At 58.3% G+C, this 24,466-nt stretch carries 17 protein-coding genes and 1 pseudogene; 8 read left to right on the top strand and 10 right to left on the bottom strand.

The features are described from left to right. Positions 1-104 precede the first annotated feature (104 nt). Positions 105-1,436: a DUF3100 domain-containing protein gene (locus AWB79_RS10590; RefSeq protein ID WP_061167384.1), complete on the bottom strand. Its 1,332-nt coding sequence runs from the start codon at positions 1,434-1,436 to the stop codon at positions 105-107. A 246-nt stretch (positions 1,437-1,682) separates the two neighbouring features. On the opposite strand from AWB79_RS10590, the gene AWB79_RS10595 reads away from it, so the two are divergent. From AWB79_RS10595 to AWB79_RS10605, 3 genes are all read left to right on the top strand, one after another. Continuing rightward, positions 1,683-3,272, top strand: a complete 1,590-nt coding sequence (locus tag AWB79_RS10595; RefSeq protein WP_061167385.1) for a gamma-glutamyltransferase — start codon at positions 1,683-1,685, stop codon at positions 3,270-3,272. 95 nt (positions 3,273-3,367) lie between these two features. Continuing rightward, a complete protein-coding gene (locus tag AWB79_RS10600; protein ID WP_061167386.1) occupies positions 3,368-4,702 on the top strand; it encodes a DUF3100 domain-containing protein in 1,335 nt (444 codons plus the stop codon). 47 nt (positions 4,703-4,749) lie between these two features. Continuing rightward, on the top strand, positions 4,750-5,040 hold the full coding sequence (locus AWB79_RS10605; RefSeq protein WP_061167387.1) for an ABC transporter substrate-binding protein: 291 nt from the start codon (positions 4,750-4,752) through the stop codon (positions 5,038-5,040). Between the two features lie 182 nt (positions 5,041-5,222). Here AWB79_RS10605 and dsr1 read toward each other — a convergent pair whose 3' ends face one another. From dsr1 to glaH, 8 genes and pseudogenes are all read right to left on the bottom strand, one after another. After that, the gene (gene dsr1, locus AWB79_RS10610; RefSeq protein ID WP_061167388.1) at positions 5,223-9,014 is read right to left on the bottom strand and encodes an anti-phage defense-associated sirtuin Dsr1; all 3,792 of its coding nucleotides are present in this window, start codon (positions 9,012-9,014) and stop codon (positions 5,223-5,225) included. Between the two features lie 571 nt (positions 9,015-9,585). Beyond that, positions 9,586-10,218: an H-NS family nucleoid-associated regulatory protein gene (locus AWB79_RS10615; protein ID WP_061167389.1), complete on the bottom strand. Its 633-nt coding sequence runs from the start codon at positions 10,216-10,218 to the stop codon at positions 9,586-9,588. 264 nt (positions 10,219-10,482) lie between these two features. Beyond that, the gene (locus AWB79_RS38150) at positions 10,483-10,812 is read right to left on the bottom strand and encodes a hypothetical protein (protein ID WP_074169353.1); all 330 of its coding nucleotides are present in this window, start codon (positions 10,810-10,812) and stop codon (positions 10,483-10,485) included. 1,407 nt (positions 10,813-12,219) lie between these two features. Then, the gene (locus tag AWB79_RS10625) at positions 12,220-13,524 is read right to left on the bottom strand and encodes a type II toxin-antitoxin system HipA family toxin (RefSeq protein WP_061167391.1); all 1,305 of its coding nucleotides are present in this window, start codon (positions 13,522-13,524) and stop codon (positions 12,220-12,222) included. Between the two features lie 146 nt (positions 13,525-13,670). After that, positions 13,671-13,967: pseudogene (locus AWB79_RS10630) on the bottom strand (HU family DNA-binding protein); the annotation flags it as partial. Positions 13,968-13,999: 32 nt separating this feature from the next. Beyond that, positions 14,000-15,208, bottom strand: coding sequence for a 3-oxoadipyl-CoA thiolase (gene pcaF / locus AWB79_RS10635; RefSeq protein WP_061167392.1), 1,209 nt, complete (start codon positions 15,206-15,208; stop codon positions 14,000-14,002). Between the two features lie 15 nt (positions 15,209-15,223). Then, a complete protein-coding gene (gene lhgD / locus AWB79_RS10640) occupies positions 15,224-16,489 on the bottom strand; it encodes an L-2-hydroxyglutarate dehydrogenase (protein ID WP_061167393.1) in 1,266 nt (421 codons plus the stop codon). Beyond that, positions 16,486-17,406 carry a glutarate dioxygenase GlaH gene (glaH, locus tag AWB79_RS10645; RefSeq protein ID WP_061167578.1) on the bottom strand — a complete coding sequence of 307 codons (921 nt, stop codon included), beginning with the start codon at positions 17,404-17,406 and terminating at the stop codon, positions 16,486-16,488. The genes lhgD and glaH overlap by 4 nt, the downstream gene beginning before the upstream one ends. 97 nt (positions 17,407-17,503) lie before the next feature. Between glaH and AWB79_RS10650 the strand changes: the two genes are divergently transcribed. Continuing rightward, positions 17,504-18,418 carry a LysR substrate-binding domain-containing protein gene (locus tag AWB79_RS10650; protein WP_061167394.1) on the top strand — a complete coding sequence of 305 codons (915 nt, stop codon included), beginning with the start codon at positions 17,504-17,506 and terminating at the stop codon, positions 18,416-18,418. 6 nt (positions 18,419-18,424) lie between these two features. On the opposite strand, the gene AWB79_RS10655 is transcribed toward AWB79_RS10650, so the two are convergent. Beyond that, the gene (locus AWB79_RS10655; protein WP_061167395.1) at positions 18,425-19,306 is read right to left on the bottom strand and encodes a LysR family transcriptional regulator; all 882 of its coding nucleotides are present in this window, start codon (positions 19,304-19,306) and stop codon (positions 18,425-18,427) included. 138 nt (positions 19,307-19,444) lie between these two features. Between AWB79_RS10655 and AWB79_RS10660 the strand changes: the two genes are divergently transcribed. The 4 genes from AWB79_RS10660 to AWB79_RS10675 all read left to right on the top strand — a co-directional run bounded on the left by AWB79_RS10660 (position 19,445) and on the right by AWB79_RS10675 (position 24,211). Continuing rightward, the gene (locus AWB79_RS10660; RefSeq protein ID WP_061167396.1) at positions 19,445-21,196 is read left to right on the top strand and encodes an acyl-CoA dehydrogenase family protein; all 1,752 of its coding nucleotides are present in this window, start codon (positions 19,445-19,447) and stop codon (positions 21,194-21,196) included. After that, on the top strand, positions 21,196-22,386 hold the full coding sequence (locus AWB79_RS10665; RefSeq protein ID WP_061167397.1) for a CaiB/BaiF CoA transferase family protein: 1,191 nt from the start codon (positions 21,196-21,198) through the stop codon (positions 22,384-22,386). The genes AWB79_RS10660 and AWB79_RS10665 overlap by 1 nt, the downstream gene beginning before the upstream one ends. Positions 22,387-22,455: 69 nt before the next feature. Continuing rightward, a complete protein-coding gene (locus AWB79_RS10670) occupies positions 22,456-23,772 on the top strand; it encodes an MFS transporter (protein ID WP_061167398.1) in 1,317 nt (438 codons plus the stop codon). A gap of 106 nt (positions 23,773-23,878) precedes the next feature. Further along, positions 23,879-24,211 (top strand): enoyl-CoA hydratase/isomerase family protein, encoded by a 333-nt coding sequence (locus tag AWB79_RS10675; RefSeq protein WP_082862335.1) that lies wholly within the window; start codon positions 23,879-23,881, stop codon positions 24,209-24,211. Positions 24,212-24,466: the final 255 nt, after the last annotated feature.

Below are 24,466 nucleotides of genomic sequence, written 5' to 3' on the forward strand. Positions count from 1 at the left end.
TACGGTGCTCGATGCTTGCCCATTTTGGCACCCCCTTTTTCCAAAGGATAGGTGTCCGTTTTGGCGGGTCAATCTCAAAGACAGGCGTCCGCACTCGCTTGAGTTCAGTGGTGGAAGACTTGGGCGATGAAGGTCGCACCCAGGAAGGTACCGGCGTTTGCGATAAGCGAAACGAGCACGATTCTCCAGCCGAGTTGGCGGAAAGCCGGGACGTCCTTTGCAATCGACAAGCCAGCGAACGTGAGCATCGGCGGTGTGGAGGCGAGGAAGTTGACTTTGCCAGTGATGGCAATCATCTGTGCCGCCCACGGACAAGCCGGGGACGTCAGAAACATCGCGATGAGCGAAATCCAACAGACGGCGGGCACCTTCCGGCCGGTGACACTGCTGAGGAATTGGCCGACTGCCACGCATGCGACGATGATGGCCATGCCGGGCAGAGCAACGAGCGGACTGGTCTTATAAAGAAGCAAGTCGCTGACGAGTGAGAGGGCCGCAACCACGAGCCATGCTCCCCAGCGTTCCATGCCGGAGAGCTCGCTATGCGACTCACCTACAGCCTCACTAGCAGGACCAGTCGCTGGCGCGGACGCTTTGGTGGTCCGCCCGAGAATCGGTTCCATCACCTTGTAGCCCCGCACCGCCAACGGCAGCGAGATAAACAAGGTGAAATACGTGCCGACCACCGAGGTGATGAGGTTACTCGCGGCGGCAAACGTCGCAACTGTCTTCGCAACTTCCGGGCTCTGCTGTGCCGCAATAGCCCCAGCTGCCGCAGCCATCATGCTGCCGGAGCCAACGCCCGCGCCCATTGCCAGCGCAATGGGGTCGAAGATGTTCAGACTGGTGACGAGACCGGCGAAGATTGCGATGAAAACTGCGCCGAAGACTGTGCCGGTCAGGTACTCGGCGAGCACGCCTCGGCCTTCTGGTGAATCCATTCCGTATTTCTCACCGATGATGGCAAGACTTGGCTCCCGACCGACCGAAAAGGTTGCACCGATGGCCTCGCGCTTGATACCCAAGAGCAGCGCGATGGGCAAGCCCATGAGAATCGTGCCCACAAAGTGGCCGAGTTCTTGGAAGCCCAGCGACCAGCCTGCACGCGCGATTTCAGGCAGCGAATTGCCCACAAGAAGACCAAGTTTCGCAATAAAGAGCATCAGCCCTGCCTGCAGCACAGCGGCCGACTTGAACTGGAGTGCGGTATCAAGTTTCAACGGACCGGGCATATAAGGTCTTGCCAGACCAACCGCTGCGCCCATGAGAATTGCCCATACCATCGGCAACAAGACGACTTTACCTGGTCCGAGTTTGAAGGACACAGAGCCAATGAGGCCGGCAACAACGATGATGACAAGGGCATAGAGGTACAGCTTTGCGTAGCCAGAAAGGGCGGTGCGCGTTGGCACAGAGGTCAGAGTCTCAGTAGTCATGCTCGCTCAGATTGAATTTGGTCGTGTGGAATCGCACCTCGGGCTTTTCCTGTCACCCTTAATTCAATCTTCACCGTGCCAAAAAGCCATGGCGTGAGTCCGGCTCGGAGAGTTGTTCTGATTTTTAGAACAGTTGTGCGGCAAATGTGTACGCCAGCCGTTTTTGGCGATGGCATTCTGTCTTTTGTTATACATGCGCTTAAAAGCGCGGCTCGACCACAACTAAACGCAAGTGAGACCTGCCTCATGACTTCCTTCGTGCCGTCCAGCTTCCCGGTCAACTACAGCACGGTGCACAAGCCGTCCGTCGTGTCGTCAAAGGGCATCGTTGCGAGTCAGGTCTACGACGCTTCCGCCGCTGGAGTCGCAATCCTCGCAGCGGGTGGCAACGCGGTCGACGCGGCGGTCGCCACTGCATTCGCGCTCGCCGTGGTCGAGCCATGGAATTCGGGACTGGGCGGGATTGGCTTCGCTCTCGTGCACCGCGTTGAGCAAGCTCGCGCATCGTCGATTCATTTTGGTCCGGTCGCTCCTATGGCCGTGTCGCCGGACCTTTTCCCGTTGACCGGGCGCCCCGGGAACGACATTTTTCCGTGGCCGCAGGTCGAAAACGACGCAAACGCTCATGGCCCCAAGTCTTTCTGTTTGCCTACAGCTGTCGCGGGTTACGGCACCATGCTGGAGCGTTTCGGCACGATGCCACTGAGGGACGTGTTGCAGCCGGCCATTGAACTGGCCAAGCGAGGTCTTGCGCTCGACTGGTTCACGACGTTGATGCTCGCGCAGGCGGCCCCGCTGCTTCGTAAGTACGAAACGAGTGCACAGCTTTTTCTGCGTGACGGGCTGCCTCCGGTGCCTCCATATCAGGGGGTTCCAGGCTTCCTGAAGCTTGGCAATTTGACGAGCACACTTGAGCGCATCGCCCAAGACGGATGGAGAGACTTCTATCAGGGTGGGCTAGCGGCGGACATCGTCGCAGACATCGCATCTATGGGCGGGGTCATCTCGAATGCGGAGTTGGCGAAGTACGAGCCTGAGATACGAGATTGCTTGAGCATCGATTGGAAGGGAAGCCAGATTCAGCTCTCGAGCGGCCTTACTGCAGGCCCAACCCTCGCGGATACGTTTGAGCGGTTGAAGGACGACAGACTTCCTGACGAGCGTGGCAATCCTTCGGGTGCTTGGTACCTCAAACTGGCCAAGGCGTTGAAGGCCGCTTACGCACAGCGCTTGGAGTCGGCCGGCGACGATGAGCCGAAGGGCTTGGGCTGCACGACTCACATCAGCGTCAGTGATGCCACCGGCAACATGGTCTCCATGACCAGCACGCTTCTGTCGTCCATGGGTAGCCGCGTGACGTTGCCGAAAACCGGGTTCGTCATGAATAACGGGCTCCTGTGGTTCGACCCTCGTCCCGGGAACGCCAACTCCGTAGGTCCGGCAAAGCGCCCGCTGACTAATATGTGCCCCGCCATCGTGGCGAGGGAAGGGAAGCCCATTATCGTTGGAGGCGCAGCTGGGGGGCGAAGAATCATGGCCTCGGTCGCGCAGCTTCTTCTTTTCGTTCATGACCTCGGTATGGATGTGGAGCGTGCCGGACACTGGCCGCGAATCGATGTGTCGGGACCAGACCTTGTCAGCATTGACCGTCGATTGCCGAGCAGTGTCGTTGAAGTCCTGTCCGAGCTCGGTGACACGGAGGTGGTTGACCACGATGTCTTGCCAATCAACTTCGCAAGGCCCAGCATCATTGATGGCAGAGACCTGACGCAGGCTGTGGGCATCAGCGACGTTCGCTCACCGTGGTCTGCGGCGCTGGCGCCGTCTGTCGAATAGACAGACGCGGCGCAACTGGGTTAGCTTGGGTTAGCCCAATTCGCTTGTCGCTCGGGTCCGCAATGCAACGTCGTCATCCATCGAAGGGAGCAGCTATGCATAACCCCATTGCGGCGACGATTGTCGACTCGAACCCCCGTCGTCCGTTCTGGGCGCTGTATGGCTGGGCGACCGTTGTCACAGTCGGCGCGAGCCTCATTGGGACTGTCACCATCGACCTCGGGATTGGAAAGGTGATGTTGCTCCCGATGGTGTGGGCAATCATCGCCGGGGGTGCGCTTGGACTTGCACGCCGGTATCTACCTCCTTTGCTGCAACTGAGCGATGACTTGCAGCATCTGGCAGCCGCGGTATTGCAGCCCTCGCTACTGCTCTTCGTCGCGAAGCTTGGCCTGATGGTGGGAGGGTCATTGCCAAAACTTGCCGCATCAGGATGGGCGCTGGTCTTCCAGGAGTTGGGCCATTTCGCAGGTACGGTTCTCCTTGGGCTTCCATTGGCGCTGATGCTTGGCATCAAAAGAGAAGCCATCGGCGCGACCTTCTCGGTAGGAAGGGAACCGAGCCTTGCGATTATCGGCGAACGCTATGGGATGGCTTCGCCGGAAGGCCGTGGGGTCTTAGCTGAGTACCTGACAGGAACGCTCTTCGGCGCGGTCTTCCTCACGATATTTGCCGGGGCACTGACGAGTCTGAATATATTCGACCCAAAAGCGCTGGCGATGGGTGCCGGAGTTGGGTCTAGCTCGATGATGGCGTCGGCGGCCGGCGCCATTGCCGCACAACAGACCCCCGATGTCGCCAAGGACGTTCTGACGTTTGCTGCAGCCAGCAATCTGCTCACAATCACGCTTGGAACGTTCTTTACCCTCTTCATTTCGTTGCCAATTGCGACGACTGCCTATCGGTACTTGGAACCAGTAATCGGACGGACGACTTCAGCAAGCGACAGTAATTCGAGCGTGGACAATGTCCGAGACTCTCTCGCGATGGTCCGCCTTACGGACCTTCAAAAGTACGTTTCGTGGATTGTGCTCGGAATTCTGACCTTGGCAACGAACCAAATCCTGCACGGGACGCCGCTTCTAAACGATGTCTTCGGGCTTGCACTCATCTTCGTCATCGTGGGTATTTGCGAGGTCGCATCACGATTTACGGGCGGCAAACTACCAGCGGTATGCACCGTGTCGCTGCTTGCAATGGCTTTGACATCACCTGCATCGCCATTGGCGGCTCAAGTCATTGGCGTGACGAACAACCTCGACTTTCTCGCCTTTGCACCACCGTTGCTCGCCTTCGCGGGATTGTCGCTGGCAAAGGATGTCCCCGCTTTCAGACGCCTTGGATGGCGAATCGTGCTCGTTTCATTTGTGGCGAACGCTGGAAGCTTTATTGGCGCGACCCTCATCGCGCACTTCATTGGTGGGCACTGACGCGACCGAATGTCATCTGCTCACAGGCGGGCCGGTCCATCTAGAACATGGGCAAGGCTGGTGAAGATTTCCAGACTAGATTTGCGAAGCGCTTCATTGTGCCCAACCAAACCAACGCACCGTTCGCGTATGACTCGGTGTACATCTTCGTGGACGCGATGAAACGCGAGAACTCAACCGACCCTGCGAAGGTTCTCTCAGCGATGCCGTCGCCGGACTATACCGGCGTGACGAGCGAGACACAGTTCGACGCTCACGGTGACCTTTTGCATGGCGTAGTCTCGATGTATGACTACAAGGCGGGCAAGAAGACGTTGGTAAGCAAGATTACGATGTGATGGCGACCGCCTCAGTTGTTGCAAAGTCGACGATGCGCAAGCATCGTGTAGGAGGTGGACTGGCTCCAGCCGGGTGGCTGCCTTGTCCTCGCCGCTGGGCCCTGTCCGCAATGGAGCCCAGTACATAGCACTTTCGCCTTGGAGTTGCATCCGTCTATGCGTCGGTCTAGCCTGACGAAGTATTACCGAAACCGCCTCACGTAGTCTTGCAGTTCTCGAAAATCGCGGGTTTCGCGAAGCGCAGGCTCTGAAGCCCCGATTACTTCAAGAACCGAGCCGAGGTCGGGCGGCGGATAGTATCGTTTGTCAGCCACGGCGTCGAGAAGCGCTAGCCCCTGCCTTGGGAATAGCCTTCCGATTTCTGCCGTTTTGAATTCCCTTATCACCTGATGCGGAGTGCGGATAGGAATCAGCCATCCTTTGACTAGCTCAAATGCCTCTGGAAAATGCGGACCTGCAGCGATTGCCACCCGAGCGAGAAGGCTCGAGATAGCTTCAGTAGCCAACCCAGTACTCTTCGGCCATATACGTTCGAGATAGGGTTTAGCACGGGTCATCCAGTATTCGCCGCGCTGCTCCGCAGCGCTTGTGAGAGCACGGAGGAGCGTACGAGCACATGCTTCGAGCCCTTCTTCCGGCAACGCTCGCGTCGCGGTTCGTAGTTCCACGCGAGTGAAGACGGCCGAAGGCTCAAGAGATGAGAGCGTCAGCAGCGACGCGTAGTTGACGCGACCCTCTCCAAGCTCCGCGAACTTAAGCGCGGTCTGCAAGAAGGACTTCTTCAATTTCAAGAGTAACGGAGCGAAAAGACGAGGTCTCCAAAGAAAGCCGACCCACGCTCTACGGGCTTCAGTCGCCGACACCTCCCAATCAAACAGCGGTAGTAAGTTCTCGGTGGTCCACGCTTCGTCGACACGCAACAGCGCGACAGCATGAGAAGCAAGAATCAGCCGGCCATGCCGAAATCGAACGTTTGAGGTGTCGCAGAGCATTCTCAGTAATCTTTCGAATGCAGATGGAAGCGTCTGTTTGTCTTCTGGCTTATTCGCAAACCACCAGTTGAACAGCGCAATCGTGACGTGTCCGACCGGGTGATTGATGGCCCTGAATACAGGGTCGTCGTCGTTCACAAGGTCTTTGTCGTCGGCCAGCAAGACGCATCGCTCGCAAACGCCGAAGAAGCGGTCTTGATGCACGCGCAAATCCTTGCCAATTTCCTGCAGCCACCACGTCACTTCATTCGCTAAGGCAGAAAGTGTGTCGCGAGGCATTGTTTCGACGCACCGCGCCAATTGCTTCCAAGAGCGATGGACGAAATCGGCAACACTCCAAACCTGGAGCGCCTCGGCCCAACGTTCGACGGGCCAGATATCACGCTTCGCGAGGTCGAGCAGAGATGCGATTGCAACGGGGAAATCGCTAACGCATACATTCTTCCAGTCGTCTTCGTTCAAGAAAGCCGAGTCAGGCTTCCTTTGAAGCCATTGGGTGAGTAGCTTCCGTTCGCGCGGAGCGCGCTTGATTTGACGTTCGGCCTCAAAATCGGGGTCCCCAGAGCCGCTCATCCAATGGACGAATTCCTCGCGCTCGTCTGGGCCGAACTCCCATTGCGGATATTGTTTTCGCAACGATTCTAAGCGTCGAGACGCCTCGTAAGAAAGCGTCGCGCCGCCGAATTCTAGTTTGGCCAGCCGAAGCCACTGGGTATGGTCAACAATTCGTGCCCACCGGTCTTCATCCAAGTCTTGTTTGTACATGCGTCGCGGCGGCCCCAGAAGAACCGCGTCTTGAAGACGTTGCGACGCGTGGTCGGAGAGTACTGCTGACTTCTTCACTAACAATCGCATCACTTCACGTTGGGTCTCGGATGACCACAGCCACCAGGCGTCATTGTCGCTTAACCACTCAACCCACTCGCCGGATTCCGTGAAAGTTTCGCTGACGGCTGCATGCAGCGCGAGTCGCTTGAACGTCGGATAGCGTTCACTTAGTAACGAGTAGAGCATCCAGCGCGCGCGTACCGGCTCTGCCTCTTGCATCGCTGACCAGGAGTCTCGAACCAACTCAATAAGAAGCGTCCACTCGTTGAAGTTCCTGTTCTGCCAGTGGTCCGATATCGATGGCATATGCCAGACTCCGAGGTCCTGCTTGCCGTCGGCTTGGCCGAGCTCGCTCATCAGGTCAAACACGTCGAGTAGCGCAGTTCGGAAAGTATCAAAAAGTTGCGGCAGAGCAATTTTCCATTCAGCCAACTCCCTCACGTCATCGAGCTGAGAGCGGACATGGTCTGACGCCAGCACGACCTCTGGATTTACCAGGTACTTTATTTTGTGCGGCCCCTCAATGTCTTGTGGCTCGCTATCCGACGTTCGAAACGGCTTGCGTAGTATCACGCGTGCCGACAACAGATTCATCAATTGATGCCTAAGCAGCATAGTCATGCCTTCCTGACGGAACTGCTGGACCCAATCAAACAACCGCAACCCCTCGCGCGCCGATTTGATGCGTCCCGACAACACTACGCTCCAAAGGGTACGCATTTCCGTACTTGGAATACCATTTGGCGAATGGGTCTTGAAGGCCCTGATTTCTTCGACGCTTTCGGATACTTCTAATTTCGCGGTCTCGAGCAGTCTGCTCCGTAGTTGCCGAGCAAAGGGGGAGGTTAGCCTGCCACCTCGGGCCGCAAGCCAAATGACCAGCGTCGGGTCGTCCAAGTGACGCAGGAGCCATTGCGACAGGTGGGACATGACGGGGTCCATGTCGCCTGCTGCTATTCCGTCATGAACCACCGACATTCTGGGGGAAAGTGAATACGGAGTTGGTCTGAAGGTGAGGCTGAATTTCAAAGTAGAGTCAACCGTGCTGTCAGGACTAACGCCGAAGCGAGGCAAATCCGCATGGGTGAATCTATCGTCGGAGAAGTGTTCCAGCCATGTCAAAGGCGGCGTCGGCGAATACTCCGCGAAAGCCTTCGCAGGCAAGCCGCCGGAGTCGCTAATGGCCCAAAGCATTCGGCCGACGTGGTCGTCCTGTTTCGTGCTTGAGACAGGGCCTGTCAGGACGCATTCAGTTACGATTCGCTCTTTCCCTCTCGACCCTGCGCCGTAGGTGTCGGCCCAACTGCGAATCGTTTTATGTAGAAGAGAATGGCCCCTTGTGTCTTTATAAAGAATAGGCGTCACGTTCTTCGCGCGCCATTCGCTTCGGACTCGCTCTTCTGCCTTTCCCTTGTAGGACGCGAACGCGAACATCTCTCGCTGCGCTTCGCCTCGCAGCCGGTCTGCAGCGAGAGCATCGGTCATATACCGTAAGACGGGGTCGTTCAGACTGTACCCGACGAAACAAACAACGTAGTTCCGAAAAAGTTCTCCGACGAAACGAGCCGCCCACCGTTCCGTCAAATAGGCGAGACCGAAGTCTCCACTGGAAATTACCAAGCGGTCCAAGTCCTCTCGAGTGGGCCTCTCCGTCAGAAGACCGTGCAGAAAGACTACGCCGTCCCAGCGGTTCTTCGGGACGGGTAGGAATGGTGCGCAGAAGGTCGAAAGGCTGGAACCACGCACTTCAGCCGCATGGTGAAAAAGCCTGTCGAAGTTTGTGGTGATGAGACGAGATGAGCCGCTTCTTGTCTGCGCAAGGGTCAAGAGAGCGTCATGAGTCGTCAGGGCATCCGGTCGACTTAGGTCTGGCTTCAGAAGCGTCTCGAGTTCTCTACGAACAATCTGTCGACTTCTCACTGATTCCTCGAGTAAGCCCACCGCGGTGTCATATTGCTTTGCGTCGAACGCGGCCTGTTGTACCGCTGTAGGCGTCTCTCCCACGGCCTGATACATTCTCTCAACCAGGTCGGCGAAGCCAGGGAGTCCGGCAGGGTATGAGATGCCCGCGCCGCAGAAAAACACCACCCGGCCTTCCTCGTGTGCTTGAAGAAGCGTCTCCGGCACGCTTGGACCATTCTTTATGAACTGCATATCGCCTCTCTCCTTATCGTTCGAGGTGATTCAGCACCGGTAGCGCAAGCGTGAAGGTGCTGTACCTAATAGTGCGATGATATCGACATGTCGTCGAGAAGTGGAGTGAGCGGTCATTTGCGTCGATTATTCGTCGAGGCGAATCTCGTGTGCCATGTTGCGGCGATAGCTATCAACGTTTCGGGGCGGCCGCCGGGTCTGCGACAGACGCGTCAGCGGCTACATATCAAATGCGTTGAAGCTTTGCGGGAGGATTGACGAGGGCGGGGGGGAATCAGACTTACTTTTCCCCCACAGTTCGACGCTCACGGTGTCCGCCTTTGCCGGCGTGGTCTCGATGTATGACTACAAGGCAGGCACGCCGTTTTAGGACACTCACGCGGCGCCCGTGCAGCAACGCCAATCTCACGGACTCTGCGCTCGCCGCTTCGCGCTGGCCTGACGTCGCGCGCGTTATCTTTCGTGTAGCGAATGTGCGAGCGGAATGCCTTTGTTGGAGAGACGGTCGCCTTTGTTTAGCTCTTCGTGGAGGCCTTTCGTCTCCCGCAGATTTCCTCGATGCGGCCGCCTTCTAGGAACCACCCATCTGGCTCGCAGGACGGACCTTCGATACGACCTTCGCCGTGTTCGATTTGCGAGTCGTCGACGCATCCGATGTGGAGGCAGGAGCTTCTTCACTCAGAAACTTGGTTCTGTCCTTTGCCGAGGCGAGCCACTTGGGAGCAGGGCCGCGGCCGGTCCACGTCGCCCCGGACTTGGGGTCACGATACTTTGCAGGCAGCGCGCTCTTTGATTGCACTCCGCGAGCAGGCTTTCCGGCGGACGCGGCGACCGTCTTCACTGCAGACGAGCTAGCAGAGCCATCGATGAGAAACTTCGTGCGGTCTTTCACGTTCTTAATCCAAGCAGGAGGTCGAGCATGGCCGCTCCACGTCTCGCCGGTTTTCGGATTTTGATACTTTGGAGGCAATCTTCCCTTGGTTGGACTCGACGCTTTGGCGCCCCCACTGACGGCAGTGCGACCGCTTCCCTTTGCGTCTCTCTTCGCTTTCGCCTTGGCTTCAATGTCTGCAGTAGTAAGCCCGTGCTTTAGTATCAACTCGCGTATTTGGTCCACCGCGGCCTGCGCTTGCCTCGCTAGAATCGCCTCCGCCTGCGCTTGGAGCTTCTTCATCCGTGCCTGAATTTTGTCGAGAGTAATCATGTTCTTCTCCGTTTGGTCACCCGAAGAACTAATGACATAACCTTCTTCAAAATAGTGCGAGAAGCACTTTTTCCGGAAGGAAAACTCAATAAGGTTATTTCCGAATTCGAGCGGGAGAGTGTCTGAGGGAGGTGAGCGGTCAAGAACGCGACTAGGATGGGGGTAACGAAATTCCCCCGCGGTAAATCGCAAAGCGATAGAGAAAGCGGACCCAAACCAGCTCGCACCCAACGGCCATCAGACCCGCCTTCTTCGGCTCAAGATTTATTTGCCAGCATCAGCCTCACACCCTTTCATGAACGACGTTTTGGCAGCACCGGCGAGGGGCTTGCCGTCTTTGCCCACGGCTTTGCTCGCACATGCGGCTGTGACACTGACCTTATTGCCGCTTTCGCATTTCTTGATGAAAGAGGTCTTGGCCGCGCCGGACAGCGGTTTGCCGTTCTTATCGATTGCTTGGGCGTCACAGCTCGAAGTTGCTGCCGCAGTCGGCGCAGGTTTGGCGGCGGACGTCGCAGCTGGAGCAGACGTTTGGGCGGACGCGATTCCGACCGAGAAGAATGTTGCCACAGTGACTGCAATAATCTTGTTCATATCTATTCTCCGGGAGAGATAAGGCCGAGCGCCTTGCCTCATTAACGTCCGGCAAGGTGTCACGTTGACGTTAGGCCACAAGAATCGTCGGTGCGGTGCCGTATCGGCCGAGTTGCCGCGGCTCCGCTTCATAGCCTCATCCAACCGAGGACTCAAGACCGGAGCACAAACGTGCTCCGAATGGGAGCGAAGCGACAACAAGTAGGGGTTTTCGCTAGCGTCCAAGCGCGGCTTATCAGAACGGCAGAACGGCGCCGTACACGCAAAGATAGAATCGTTCCATGTTCGCTGTGGCAATTGTCATTAAGACAGATGAGGCGCACCACGCGACGGCCAAGCAAAGGGGGACACCATGGTTTTGACGGCGGCAATCCGAGCGCTCATTCTGATTTGTCTGACTGCTTTCATATCTGCATGTACGGTCGCGCCTGTCGTCGCGACAAAGAAGCCCACCGAAGGAAGCGCGAGGGTTCGGGCAGAGATAGAAGCCGCGGTGGCGTCATCAGACTCGGAGCTGACAAAGGACACTTCGGCCTCCAACGGGCGCCGGCAAACAACCGTTCAGTGCGACGCGGTCGGTAGTATGTTCGTTTGCACGGATGGGCAGGCGATATGTTGGTGGAATCGTCGTACCGGCTACGGGTGCAACTGAAGGCAATTTGCGTCGAGAGGTATATTGCGAATACGCCGAGATGCCGACCCACAGACGTTCGTCGACCGCCGCTACTTTTATCGCCGACTTTTGAGCAGGCCATTTGGGCGTCGCGGCCGACGGGAGCTTCGAGTGGTGCGGCGGCACCCCGCTTGGATGAATAACTCGCTCCAGCCTCTACCTGGGGGCGGTCCGGCACAGCCACCCTACGTCGGAGCACATACCGCTGCACCCGCATCCGATATAAGCGTGAAGCTCAGGAAGAACCGATACGTTTGGTCGTCGACAGTTATCCGGTTGAGACCGCCTGAGTCAGCTCAAGTAGGTCTTCTGCGACCGCCTTTGAAATTGTCCAGCGGGCGACTTTAGACGGAGCTCTCGCTTCTCATCGTATAAAAGCCGCGACCTATCTTTTCAAAAAGAGTTGTCCAAGTTGGAGAGACTTGTTCAAAAACAAGAAAGAAGTCTCTTTACGGGAAAGGCTCCATCCAGGTGCCGAGCGCTGACAAATCGATTCATGCGAATGTGAGGGCTTTGGCGCTTCGCACTCTACACGCATACTCGAGCTCAAACGGAAGGACGGGAGGGCACCCCCGTCGTATTTGCGCGAAAGGGATTTCGAATGTCTGTATAAGTATGGACGCCTCTTGCCAAGAACGTCCTATCGAGCCTCGCGCACGCCAGACGGGCCACACTTAGAAGCCAGATGTTGTTCGGACACTGAAGCGGATGTGTCTTTGCCTTGGTCCGTGTTCCTATGGTAGTCGTCGCCGAAGTTCTTGACTAGCGATGTCGTCGATATGTCGGTAGGCGCTGGCCACTTTCTGACTTTCCCGAAGGTCGATGCCGAAACCGTCGAACGCGTCGCGCCACTGCCTGACGGCTTCCCAGACGTCTGCAATAAGGTCGCACGCGAGTGACATGGACAATTGAAATGCGTCCAGCCGGGTCAACGCGTTGTCCAGCGTTGCCAATCGTCCACTCTTCCCGACGCCGAGATGCTGAAAGCGTTCGCTCGCGAGACTCGGCTGCGGAAGGACATCGTACACCGGGCTTAGACGCCAGCCCTGAAGCTCTGCGTCCCACAAGAAGCCGATATTTCTCAGGTGGTCGTCGTTGTTGCTGACAAAAATATTGAAAATCATGCGCTTGAACAATTCCGCGACGCCGTCGTAGGCAAGCAGCCTTCGGCAGTACTTCCGCATGCAGGCAGCCACATCCGCGTAGGACATGCTCCGCGAATCCATCTCGTCACAGCCCACCAAAGTGAGCGCGCTGACGAAGGGGATGCGGTGCTCTCGCGCTCCCTCCGTGGCATGACCTTGGACGAATCGAATATCGCCTCTTGGCGTCCTGTCGCCGGGAAGGGACCCAAAGCGGTCGAACCGACGGCTGAGCAGTACGTGGCCGCCACATACGTCAATCAGTCGAATGGACGGCACACGGAGCCCAGCCTTGGCGGCAAGACGCAGAGTCGCGTACTCAACCGCTGGAACATCGAACCTGTCGCTGCGGCTCGAGAGCTTGGCAACGTGCAGCGTCCCATGCTCATCTCTGACGGAGGCTTTCGGCCGAGCTCCACCGAGAGACGCTCCCTGCACATATATGTTGCCAAGACCGGGTGGGACGGGCTGGCCGCGCTCAATCAGGTCAACAGCCTCCACGAGGTCGGGCAGCGTGTCCCACGAATCTTTGGCTACGAGCGGCGGTGCTGACGCATCGGAACGTACGTCGAGCGCACCGACGCGGACGCTTCCTGCATGCAAGAGGTATTGAGACTCGGGCAGTCCGTTCAGTGGCGCGCCCAGCTTGGCTTCGATGATTCGGCGACCCCATGCGTCGGGCGTGGGAATGGCGCCGAAATAGGGCAGCGGGTTCGCGGGCCGCTGAACCTTGCCGGCAATATCCTTTCTGTTTCCAAGACGCAAGCTCACCGGGTCGACGTCAGATGCGGTGCTACGCGTCAGATACGTTCGGTCGTATTCGAAATTGGATGAGACCAAATCCGGGACGTCTTCAGTGAGCGCAAGTCGAAGGCGAGTCTGCGCAGTCGGCGGCATTCGTGACTCGTTGGCTATGAAGCCGTCGGAACCGACCTATCGCAACGGGTACGGCCTATACGCCTATGCTTCTAGAGGCCTGTCCGTGAAGCAGAAGCGAAGAAGCCCGCACGAAGCGGGCTTCTGGGCAACACGCAAAGTGGGCGTTAGGCAGCTGCGTCTTTCAACTTCTTGAGAGCACGCACCTTCAGCTTTACGCTCGCCGGCTTGGCGTCAAACCAGCGGTCTTGACCCGTGAACGGGTCCTTGCCGAAACGCCGCTTCTTGGCTTCCACTTTCAGCACGTTGATTTTCAGCAGGCCGGAAAGCGTGAACTCGCCGAGGCCCTTCTTGTTCACAGAGCCCAGAATCGTATCCTCGAGCGCTGCCAACACAGCCTTCGCTTGCTTCGGCTCGACGCCGGCTTGCGCAGCCAGATGAGTGATGAGCGACGCCTTGGTGAACAGCGGTGGGACCGAGGGATTCAGCTGGAGGATTACGCTGCAACGCGCTCGATTGCCATCGCAATGCCTTGGCCCACGCCGATGCACATGGTGCAAAGCGCGAAGCGCCCACCGGTTCGTTCGAGCTGATACGTGGCCGTTGTAATCAAACGCGCTCCGCTCATGCCGAGCGGGTGCCCCAGGGCAATTGCGCCACCGTTGGGGTTGACTCTCTCGTCATCGGGTTCAAGGCCGAGCAGGCGCAACGTCGCAATACCTTGGGATGCGAAAGCCTCATTGAGTTCGATGATGTCGAAGTCCGACATCTGCATGCCAAGTTGCGCCAGCAGTTTCCGAGTAGCCGGCGCCGGGCCGATACCCATGATGCGTGGCGCCACACCCGCGGTTGCCATGCCTAGAATCCGCGCCTTTGACTTCAGGCCGTAACGAGATGCCGCTTCCGGGCTTGCCAATAGAAGTGCTGCTGCACCGTCATTCACGCCAGATGCATTGCCTGCCGTAACGGTGCCTTCCGGTTTGACGACGCCCTTCAATCGGCTGAGCGACTCTATGTTCGTCTCGCGCGGATGCTCGTCTTGACTTACAACCGTCGGTTCGCCTTTCTTCTGAGCGATTGAGACCGGTTCGATTTCACTTGCGAAGATGCCATTTGCCTGTGCACTCAGCGCCTTCTGCTGACTGCGAAGAGCAAAACGGTCCTGGTCTTCTCGACTCACGTGGAATTCTTCCGCGACGTTCTCAGCCGTCTCGGGCATCGAATCGACACCATACTGATTGCGCATCGCGTTGTTGATGAAGCGCCATCCGATGGTCGTGTCGTAGATTTGGGCGTCGCGCGAATACGGCGTTGCGCCCTTCGGAATGACGAAGGGTGCGCGACTCATGCTCTCCACTCCACCAGCGATGGCCAGTTGAGTTTCGCCGCATCGGATGCCTCGTGCGGCTGTGCCCATGGCATCCATGCCTGAGCCGCACAACCGGTTGATGGTGGCGCCAGGCACTGAGTCGGGTAAGCCTGCAAGCAGCGCGCTCATGCGGGCCACATTACGGTTGTCTTCACCCGCTTGATTCGCGCATCCGTAGATGACTTCGTCGACTTGGCTCCAGTCGACAGCCGGGTTGCGCTTGATAAGCGCGCGAATCGGCACCGCGCCCAAGTTGTCGGTGCGTACTGACGACAGAGCGCCGCCATATCTTCCGATGGGCGTGCGAATGGCGTCGCAGATGTACACGTCTTTCATGCGAATTTCCTTCTATTAGGCAACAGATGCGGCGACTGCGGGCACCAATTTGAATTTCCTAGCGAATGCGTCGACGAGATGCTCACCAATCGGTATAGCCGAGGTCGCTGCGGGCGACGGGGCGTTGCAGACATGCAGACTTCGTTTTGAAGGCTGGATGAGAAAGTCGTGGATGAGCGAGCCGTCGGACGACACCGCTTGCGCACGAACGCCGGCGGGGTAAGGTTGGAGGTCGGAAAGTTGCAACTCAGGACAATATTTCTGGCAAAGCTCTAGATAGCCCTTCTTCCAGAGCGAGTTACGCACTTCTGAGATGCCGGACGGACCATAGGTCTTGAGCATCTTCCAGAATCCACCGAACGACGCCATACCTGCCAAATCAGCGAAATTCACATCGCGCCACCTGTAACCCTCGCGCGCCATGGCGAGCACAGCATTCGGGCCGACGGTCACATAACCACCAATCATCCTGGTTAGATGGACACCGAGGAATGGCAGCGACGGGTCCGGCACCGGGTAGATGAGGTGCTTGACAATGTCGTTTTTGGATTCGGGCAGGCGATAGTACTCACCCCGGAAGGGTACGATGCGGAAGTCGGATTCGAGCTTGCACATCTTGGCGAGACGGTCTGCCATCAGGCCGGCACAGACAATCGCGTGCTTTGCCCGGAAGGTTCCGCTTTCCGTGTTCACAGTCACACCGTCGTTGTCCTCGCTCATTCCGACCACGCGCTGACCGAGCAAAATGGACACGCCGTTGTCCTGCGCTACGTCCGCCATCGCCCGCGTGACAGCCGGGTAATCAGCGATGCCGCTGGACGCAACCCGAATGGCGGCCTCGCCGACAATGCGAGGTTCCGCTGTCGTCAAGTCGCCGTGGTGCAACCATTCCGGTTGAAGCTTATTCTGCTTGCACCGTTCGAACAGGTCCTTGAGGCGCTTCACTTCGAGTTCGTTGGTCGCAACGATGAGCTTCCCGCATTGCTCGAAGCGAATGCCGTGTCGACGTGAGAACTCGTAGGTCGCGGCAGCGCCGCGTCGACAGAAGTCAGCCTTCAGGCTGCCAGGCGCGTAGTACACGCCGGCATGAATCACGCCGCTGTTGTGGCCGGATTGATGCACTGCGAGAGAGTCTTCCTTTTCGAGCAGGACAACCCTCATCCAGGGGAAGCGCTCGGTCAGTTGCATTGCGGTGGAGACGCCGACTATTCCACCACCAACGATGATGACATCTGCGTCAGCGCCGCGAAGAGGAATGCAAACAGGGACGCGTGCGTTCATTTTGCGAAGGTCCCGCGTTGGCGCATCAATTCGCGGTGCAACTCGGGGTGCTTCTTAAAGGGGGCACGCCCATGGAGCCAGAAGTAGTTGTTTGCTACGACGAGCTCGCCCGCCGGCAACGAGACTTCCTTCGTGGCAGATGACTTTTCCATCGAGGAGGACATGGCGTGCAGGAACTGCGCCTCAGTGATGGTTCGCGGCTGGACAAACTGGTCGATGAACGACATCGCAAGACCGAACTCGGAGTGGAAGAAGAGCGGCCGCTCGACCGGAGCGGCGACGTTCTTCGAACCCGGAGCCTTGTACAAAAACGGAAGCGCTCCCATCGGGTCCTGCGCGAAATTGTCACGCTCGCTCCAGTCGTCCAGGTGCATCAGGCGCGATTCACCACCGGTGGCATTGACCTCGTCAAACTTCATCATGAGCAGCCAGTGCGTTTCTTCTTCGACGTAGGTGCCGTCCGTGTGAAGCGTAAAGAGTCGATAAGCCTGACGCAGGTACGAATCGCTCGAGTCGGTGTCTTTCACGAGAAAGCGTGCGTAGTACGTGCCCGACATTGCGTCATGGTTGCTCGTGCCCAGCAGATGCGCGACGGCAGTGCCGAACTTCACGTAATCGTCGCTATCGGTCGTCACGCCCTGGACTCCCACCGTGAAACCGCCGCTGGCTCTGTCCCGTGCGATGTCGCAGATTGTTGTGCCGAACGTGCCACCAAGCGCCTGGTCGAGCTCGTGAGCGAGGATGTATCGCATGAAGGGGACGTACTGGAGATTCTGCACGTCGACGCTCTTCACTTTCGCGAAGAATCCAGCGAGCGCGTCTTCGCTGAGTTCAATCTTACGCAGCCGGCCGTGCTGGGCATGCGGCTGGATGCTGAAAAGCTGATGGGCAGCTTGTGCTTCGAAGGGGGCATTCATCTCCGACTCCATGTGTTTGTGTAGACGTCATTTCACGCCAACCTGGTGTTCGGATAAACTGGCAAAACTGGATTTTTTAATCGGGAAACACGAATAAATGGACAGCCGGCAGCTGAGAGTGTTCGTCGCTCTGGCAGAGGACCTGCACTTCGCGCGGACTGCGGACCGGCTCGGCGTGGCGCAGTCCGTCTTGAGCGAGCAGTTGAAAAAGCTCGAGACGGACCTCGGCGTCAAACTGCTTAATCGCAATAAGCGCGCAGCCGTCACATTGACCGACGCGGGCGAGCTTCTCCTTGTGGAAGCGACCATAGCCCTTCGCCAACTGGACCGTGCCGAGGCAGTGGGAAGGCTCGCGGCCCGAGGCGAAGTTGGAAACATCTCGCTGGGGTACGTCGGCTCCGCGGTGTCTACGGGCGTTCTCCCGGCGGCGCTCAAGACCTTCCGGAAAGCGAATCCGCAGGTCGAGATGCAAATCACCGCGATGGAAACCCCACGTCAGCTCGAGAGTCTGCGCGACGGACAACTCGATGTCGGGCTTCTGCGCTCGCGCTCGCAGTACCCGGAGGGGGTTGCGGCGACGGTTGTCATGCGGGAAGACCTCATGATTGCGCTGTCGGAGGACCATCCGCTCGCGAAATCTTCGTCCATCTCGGCTCGTGAGCTGCGCACTGAGGCGTTCATCGTTCCCCAGTTCAGCGAGAGCGAGGGGCTGGCAGAGAATCTGGCCAATTTGGGTCGGCGCGGTGGCTTCAATGCGGAGCCGCGGTATCGGGTAGCCGACTTCATGACGGCCCTGTGCATGACGACTGCTGGCTATGGGGTCGTCCTGGTGCCGCAATCGATGAAATCTTTGGCTCCCGCCGATATCGCCTTTCGAGCCATTGCCGATTTTCGGGACGAAATTGAGCTGGCGGTCGCGTATCGGACGCGCGAAGTCGCACCATGCGTTAAAAAGTTCGTGGACGCGACCATCGCCCGATTTCCTAAGCAAGCGACTGCCCGGCGTCGATAGCGAAATCTACTGCTGACCGCGCTCGAGCGCTTCGAGGAAGCTTTCAGTGAGTGCCATTTGGCCACCTGTTCGCGTCAGCCGCAGGATTTCAGAAGAGAAGGGATTGCGCTCCAGCGGAATAAAGACGGCTCGCTGGGACTGCGTCCGTGCAAGCGCCTGAGGCACCAGCGCCACCCCCATCCCGAACTCAACCATGGTGACGACGGTCTGCCACAGCCGAGCTTCATGCCTGATTTTTGGACTGAAGCCGGCCTCGACGCACGTGGCGATGATTTGGTCGTGGTAATGCGGTGAGACTGCCCGCGGGAAAAGTATGAAGGGTTCGTTTTGCAGATTGCGCAGGTCGATTCGCTTCTTCTTGGCGAGTTGGTGATTGACGGGGAGGCAGCATAGAAAGGCTTCGGACATCCATAGCTGCGTCTCAATCTCCGCCGGATAGTGACCCCAGTGGGCGAACCCCAAATCAATCTGGAGTTGCTGGAGCGCTCGCATCTGCTCGGCCGTGTTCATCTCCTTGAGCACAATCTCGACTGCCGGATGCTCGACCTCGAAGCGCTCGACCGCCTCGGGCAAACCCCGATAGAGCATCGAATTCACAAAACCAATTCGCAGGCGGCCCGCCAGCCCGTGCGCGGACTGCAACGTTACTTTGGCCACCTCGTCGGCTTGCTGCAATAGCCGTTGAGCTTCGCCGAGCAGGACCTGGCCGGCATTGGTTAGCGCCACCGACTTGCTGCTCCGTTCCAGGAGCTGCACGCCCATCTGCTCCTCAAAGCGCTTGATGTCGAAGCTCAACGCAGGTTGTGAGATGAACAGCCGGCGCGCTGCGCGCCCGAAATGCAGTTCTTCCGCGACCGCAACGAAGTATCTGAGTTGTCTGAGTTCCATCGCTCGCCGCTCCTCAACGATAAATACATGTTATCGCACATGCCATCGATTGTATTGGACGATTATCGATGCGACTCGTAATCTGAATTTAACGACGGCGGCGGACAGACGCGCCGCACTTAAATTAGGAGACACTCCATGGCCGAACAACGGCAAGAGCCCGCGACTTCGAACATCCCCGACAGCCACGGCATCAATTTCTTTACCAGCGACCCTTCGTTTGGCCCGTTGCTCAGGAGCTTCCTGGGTGAGAGCACGTACAACAACGTCAAAGACCGCCTGGTCGACCTGGGGCAGCGCGCGTCGGATGAGCTCGACGTTTGGGCCTCGAATGCCGACCACAATCCTCCGGTACTGAAGCAGCGGACTCGCCGCGGTGAAGCGCTCCAGAGCATCGAGAAACATCCGGACTACGTCGCGCTCGAACGCGTGGCATACAGCGAGCTCGGCCTTGCATCGATGAGCCACCGAGGCGATGCGCCGCCGCCGTTGGTGAAGTACGCCTTGACGTACCTCTTCGTGCAAGCTGAGTTCGGTCTCTGTTGTCCTGTGAGCATGACCGATTCGCTCACTCGCACGCTGCGAAAGTTCGGGTCGAAAGAACTGGTCGACCGCTATCTACCGATGCTTGCCTCGCAGGACTTCGACACACTATTCCAAGGTGCGATGTTCATGACGGAGCAAGCGGCAGGCTCCGACACTGGCCGCACGGTCACGCGCGCCACGCGCAGCGTCGATGCGAACGGCAAAGAAGTCTGGAAGCTGACTGGCGACAAGTGGTTCTGCTCAAACGCAGACGCCGACCTGGCGATGGTGCTGGCGCGGCCCGACGACGCGCCTGAAGGCATTAAGGGCCTCGCGTTGTTCCTGCTGCCGAAGGTGCTTGAAGACGGCACGCGCAACGCGTATCACATCGTCCGACTGAAGGACAAACTCGGCAGCCGTTCGATGGCCAGCGGCGAAATCGTTCTTGAAGGCGCTGAGGCTTATCTCATTGGAGAGGTCGGGCGCGGCTTCCACCAGATGGCGGACATGATTAACATGTCGCGCCTCTCAAATGGCGTGCGTGCCGCAGGGTTGATGCGCCGCGCACTCAACGAAGCACTTCACGTTGCGCGGAACCGCTCGGCATTTGGCCGCAAGCTCATCGAGATGCCTTTGATGCAACGGCAACTGATGAAGATGATGCTGCCCGCAGAACAGGCTCGCTCGATGTTCATGCAGATTGCGACGCTGCTTCCAAAGTCCGACCGTGGCGAAGCGCTCGCAGCCAAATGCGTTCGTATCCTCACCCCGTTAGTGAAATTCCGCGCGTGCCGTGATGCCAGAAAGGTAACGGGTGACGCGATGGAAGTTCGCGGTGGTGTTGGCTACATCGAAGAATGGGCTGACCCGCGGCTCGTGCGCGATTCCCACCTGGGCTCCATCTGGGAAGGAACAAGCAACATCGTCGCGCTCGACGTGGCACGCGCAACCCGCCGTGAAGGTTCTCTCGAATCGCTCGGGCAGTATCTCAATGCTCAACTTGACGAAGCCGCATTACCCGAAGAGTCGGTCGAGTTGCTCCGTGATGTCTTCAAGCGCGCGAGCGCTGCGATGGACAGCGTAGCGGAGTGCGGTCGGGATGAAAGCGTGCGTGAAGCAGCTAGCGCTGTCTACAACGCAACGAGCGCCATCTTCATGGCGACAGAAGCCGCACGCGTTGGTAACGATTTCCGTCGGTTGGCGCTTGCTCACCTCATCGTCAAGCACAAGCTCATGCCGCGCGACCCGTTGGCTCCTGCGAATGTCAGTGCCGATGCAGACGTCATTCGTAAGCTCGTCGACGAAGCACCGATGACGCTCGAGGAAGCAATGTCGCTCATGCCTGCGAGCCTGGAGACCGTGTGATGAGTGCAAATCAGGTTACGGGCGCGCTTCAGGGACTTCGCGTCATCGATTTGAGCCGCGTGCTGGGTGGACCGTACTGCACGCAGGCGTTGGCGGACCACGGCGCGCAAGTCATCAAGCTCGAGCCGCCCAGTGGAGACGAGACCCGCGGCTGGGGACCTCCGTTTGTCGGCGAGACTGCGTCGTACTTTGTGGGTGTGAATCGCAATAAGCAAGGCATCTGCGTCGACCTGTCTTCCGAAGAAGGCCGCAACATTCTCTGGCAACTGCTCGAAGGCGCTGACGTACTCGTTGAGAATTTCAAGCCCGGCACGCTCGAACGTTGGGGCATGGACTACGCTCGCCTATCGAAACGATTCCCGAAGCTGATTCATTGCGCAATTTCCGGCTTCGGGCCGGATGGCCCCCTCGGTGGGCTGCCTGGCTACGACGCAGCCATTCAAGCGATGGCAGGGTTGATGAGCGTGAACGGCGAGCTCGACGGTCCCGCGTTGCGCGTCGGGCTTCCAGTCGTCGATATGGTGACCGGCCTCAATGCGCTGGCTGGCATTCTTCTCGCCCTCGCGGAGCGGGAGAAGAGTGGTCGAGGTCAATCGCTCGATATCGCGCTGTACGACAGCGGCATCTCGCTCCTGCATCCGCATCTGCCGAACTACTTCGGCAACGGGCGCACGCCACAGCGTAGCGGGAACGCGCATCCGAATATCACGCCGTACGACAGCTATCGAACCGCGACCGCTCCCATCTTCCTTGCTGTGGGGAACGACCGGCAGTTCGCGAAGCTGGTTAGCCATCTCAGCGCGCCGGAACTCGCGCAAGACGCGCGCTTTGTCGACAACAAGAGCCGTTGCGCGCATCGCGGCGAGCTCAAAGAGGTGCTCGAATGCTTGATGCAGTCACTCGATTGCGAGTCGCTCGCCACCGAGCTTATTCGTGGTGGTGTGCCGTGTGGTCCGGTCCAAACGGTGGACGCCGTCGCCAACCATCCGCACACGCTTCACCGCGAACTGATTGTCGAAATCGGTTCGTATCGCGGTACGGGCACGCCAATCAAATTGTCCCGGACACCGGCCACGTATCGCTCGGCGCCACCTGCACTGGGCGGAGATACGCGTGCGGTGCTCGATGAACTCGGCATCGACGATGCGACACAACGGCGTCTGTTCGAGGCCGGAGTACTTAAAGGCTGACATCCAACAACACTCAAGCATTCGAACCAAACCGGCGCGCCCAGACCGGAAATCTTCAGGAGACAATCGATGCAAACCACCGTGCAAGGAAGTCCGACGCGCCAGCCTGGTCGCGCGGCCTTCGCCGCCTTTGTCGGCACCACCATTGAGTGGTACGACTTCTACATCTACGCGACGGCTTCGGCACTCGTGTTTGGCAAGCTGTTCTTCCCTCAGGGCGACTCGTTCTACAGTACGCTCGCTTCGTTCGGCACTTTCGCTGTAGGGTTCTTCGCACGACCCTTTGGAGGCCTCGTCTTCGGTCACCTGGGGGACCGAATCGGGCGAAAGAAGGCGCTCGTCGCGACACTTGCCATCATGGGCATTGGCACGGTTGGTATCGGCTTCCTGCCAACCTATGCTTCCGCCGGTGCGCTTGCTCCCGTCTTGCTCGTGTTGCTGCGCGTCGCACAGGGCATCGCAATCGGCGGCGAATGGGGTGGTGCGGTCCTGATGGCAGGCGAGCATGCGCCCAAGGCCAAGCGCACCTTCTTAGCGTCGTTCGCGCAACTGGGCAGCCCGGCCGGCCTGATTCTCGCACTGCTCGCGTTCCGAACGGTCGGGCATATGCCGAAAGAACAGCTGATGGATTGGGGGTGGCGCGTCCCATTCCTGCTCAGCGCGGTCTTGCTCATTGTGGGCATTTTCATCCGCTCGGGCGTCTCTGAGTCCCCTGAGTTCGCTGCTGCCGCCAAGCGCGAGAAACCTGCGCGTCTTCCCATCCTTGACGTACTGAGCAATGCATGGGGCAAAGTGCTCCTCTGCCTTGGTGCCAATGTGATTGGAGTTGCAGGTGCATGGTTCTGCAACACGTTCATGCTGAGTTTCACGACAGAAACGCTCGGAATCAGCCGCTCGCTCATGCTCGACTGCCTCTTCATCGTCGCTTTCGTGCACTTTTTCAACCAGCTTTTTTCGGGATGGCTCGCGCAGCGCGTTGGTGCGAAGAAGTTCCTTGCTTGGGCCGCGGGGCTGGCCATGCTGTCTCCGTATCCGATGTTCATCTTGGTGTCGACAGGCAAGCCACTCGCCATCGTAGTCGGAATCGCCATCACCGTGATGTGTATGTCGGGGTCATACGCCGTGATGGCTGGATTGATGACTGATGCCTTCGACGTGCGATACCGCTACTCGGCAATCTCACTGTCTTATCAGTCGTGCGCCGCGCTGGCGGGAGGCCTGACCCCAATCATCGGAACCGTGCTCGCGCATGCCTGGCCTGGACAGTGGTGGCCGCTGGCCGTCTTCTACAGTGCGCTTGCTGCGGTGTCTTTGCTCTGCTTGCTGGGCCTGCAGACGAACAAATCCGACGTTCGTTCGCCGGCTACGGTCGTAGTGCCGGAGTGACCAAGGCATCGGCGCGCAGAAGCATATGCGCGTCGATGCTTGGCCCCCCGTCGCCCGGCCGCAGCACACGAATCTTTCTCTGCATAGCATCAAGTTTTCGACCCTCATGCCCGACACCAATCTCGTCAGCAACGCCTCTTCCGACGCTGTTCTCACGCAAGTAATAGACGGAATTCTTATCGTCACCATCAACCACGCGCCGGTCAATGCGCTGAGCGTGCCTGTTCGGCAACGCCTGATGGCTGCAATCGAGCGCGCGAATTCTGACTCCGATGTGAGGGGCGTTGCTATTGTCGGCAGCGGCCGTGCGTTTTGTGGTGGCGCTGATATCCGCGAGTTCGGTAAGCCCGTTTCGCTGTGGACGCGACAGGTGTGTGCGGCTATCTCGGGCGTTCCCGAATCTGTGAAGATGACGGAATCAGGGGAGAAGACGTCGTAGTAGATGACGTTCGGCTGGTCCGTTTGCACGGCGACGCTTGGTTCTTCGCTGATTAGAAGCGACGCCAGAAGCTGTATTGAGCCTTTCATGCCCTTCGGGGTTTTGAAGACCCATACCCGCTTCGGCAAGCGATGTGACAGCTCGACACTCTTCGTGCTACTGGAGCCAATCAAACCGACCGACCCGTTCTTGACGTTCTGCTCGAAACTCTGCGAATGATAGAAAATATCCATCCGCGACTCATTCACCTCGTGG

It is taken from the genome of Caballeronia hypogeia (assembly GCF_001544875.2).
GTDB lineage: Bacteria > Pseudomonadota > Gammaproteobacteria > Burkholderiales > Burkholderiaceae > Caballeronia > Caballeronia hypogeia.

Bases quoted from the DNA above. Each gene is read 5' to 3' on its own strand.
- AWB79_RS10595 (WP_061167385.1), top strand. From the start codon at position 1,683: ATGACTTCCTTCGTGCCGTCCAGCTTCCCGGTCAACTACAGCACGGTG.
- AWB79_RS10655 (WP_061167395.1), bottom strand. From the start codon at position 19,306: ATGGAACTCAGACAACTCAGATACTTCGTTGCGGTCGCGGAAGAACTG.
- dsr1 (WP_061167388.1), bottom strand. From the start codon at position 9,014: ATGCAGTTCATAAAGAATGGTCCAAGCGTGCCGGAGACGCTTCTTCAA.
- AWB79_RS10625 (WP_061167391.1), bottom strand. From the start codon at position 13,524: ATGCCGCCGACTGCGCAGACTCGCCTTCGACTTGCGCTCACTGAAGAC.
- AWB79_RS10675 (WP_082862335.1), top strand. From the start codon at position 23,879: ATGCCCGACACCAATCTCGTCAGCAACGCCTCTTCCGACGCTGTTCTC.
- AWB79_RS10650 (WP_061167394.1), top strand. From the start codon at position 17,504: ATGGACAGCCGGCAGCTGAGAGTGTTCGTCGCTCTGGCAGAGGACCTG.
- AWB79_RS10665 (WP_061167397.1), top strand. From the start codon at position 21,196: ATGAGTGCAAATCAGGTTACGGGCGCGCTTCAGGGACTTCGCGTCATC.
- glaH (WP_061167578.1), bottom strand. From the start codon at position 17,406: ATGAATGCCCCCTTCGAAGCACAAGCTGCCCATCAGCTTTTCAGCATC.
- lhgD (WP_061167393.1), bottom strand. From the start codon at position 16,489: ATGAACGCACGCGTCCCTGTTTGCATTCCTCTTCGCGGCGCTGACGCA.
- AWB79_RS10590 (WP_061167384.1), bottom strand. From the start codon at position 1,436: ATGACTACTGAGACTCTGACCTCTGTGCCAACGCGCACCGCCCTTTCT.
- AWB79_RS10605 (WP_061167387.1), top strand. From the start codon at position 4,750: ATGGGCAAGGCTGGTGAAGATTTCCAGACTAGATTTGCGAAGCGCTTC.
- AWB79_RS10615 (WP_061167389.1), bottom strand. From the start codon at position 10,218: ATGATTACTCTCGACAAAATTCAGGCACGGATGAAGAAGCTCCAAGCG.
- AWB79_RS10600 (WP_061167386.1), top strand. From the start codon at position 3,368: ATGCATAACCCCATTGCGGCGACGATTGTCGACTCGAACCCCCGTCGT.
- AWB79_RS10660 (WP_061167396.1), top strand. From the start codon at position 19,445: ATGGCCGAACAACGGCAAGAGCCCGCGACTTCGAACATCCCCGACAGC.
- AWB79_RS10670 (WP_061167398.1), top strand. From the start codon at position 22,456: ATGCAAACCACCGTGCAAGGAAGTCCGACGCGCCAGCCTGGTCGCGCG.
- pcaF (WP_061167392.1), bottom strand. From the start codon at position 15,208: ATGAAAGACGTGTACATCTGCGACGCCATTCGCACGCCCATCGGAAGA.
- AWB79_RS38150 (WP_074169353.1), bottom strand. From the start codon at position 10,812: ATGAACAAGATTATTGCAGTCACTGTGGCAACATTCTTCTCGGTCGGA.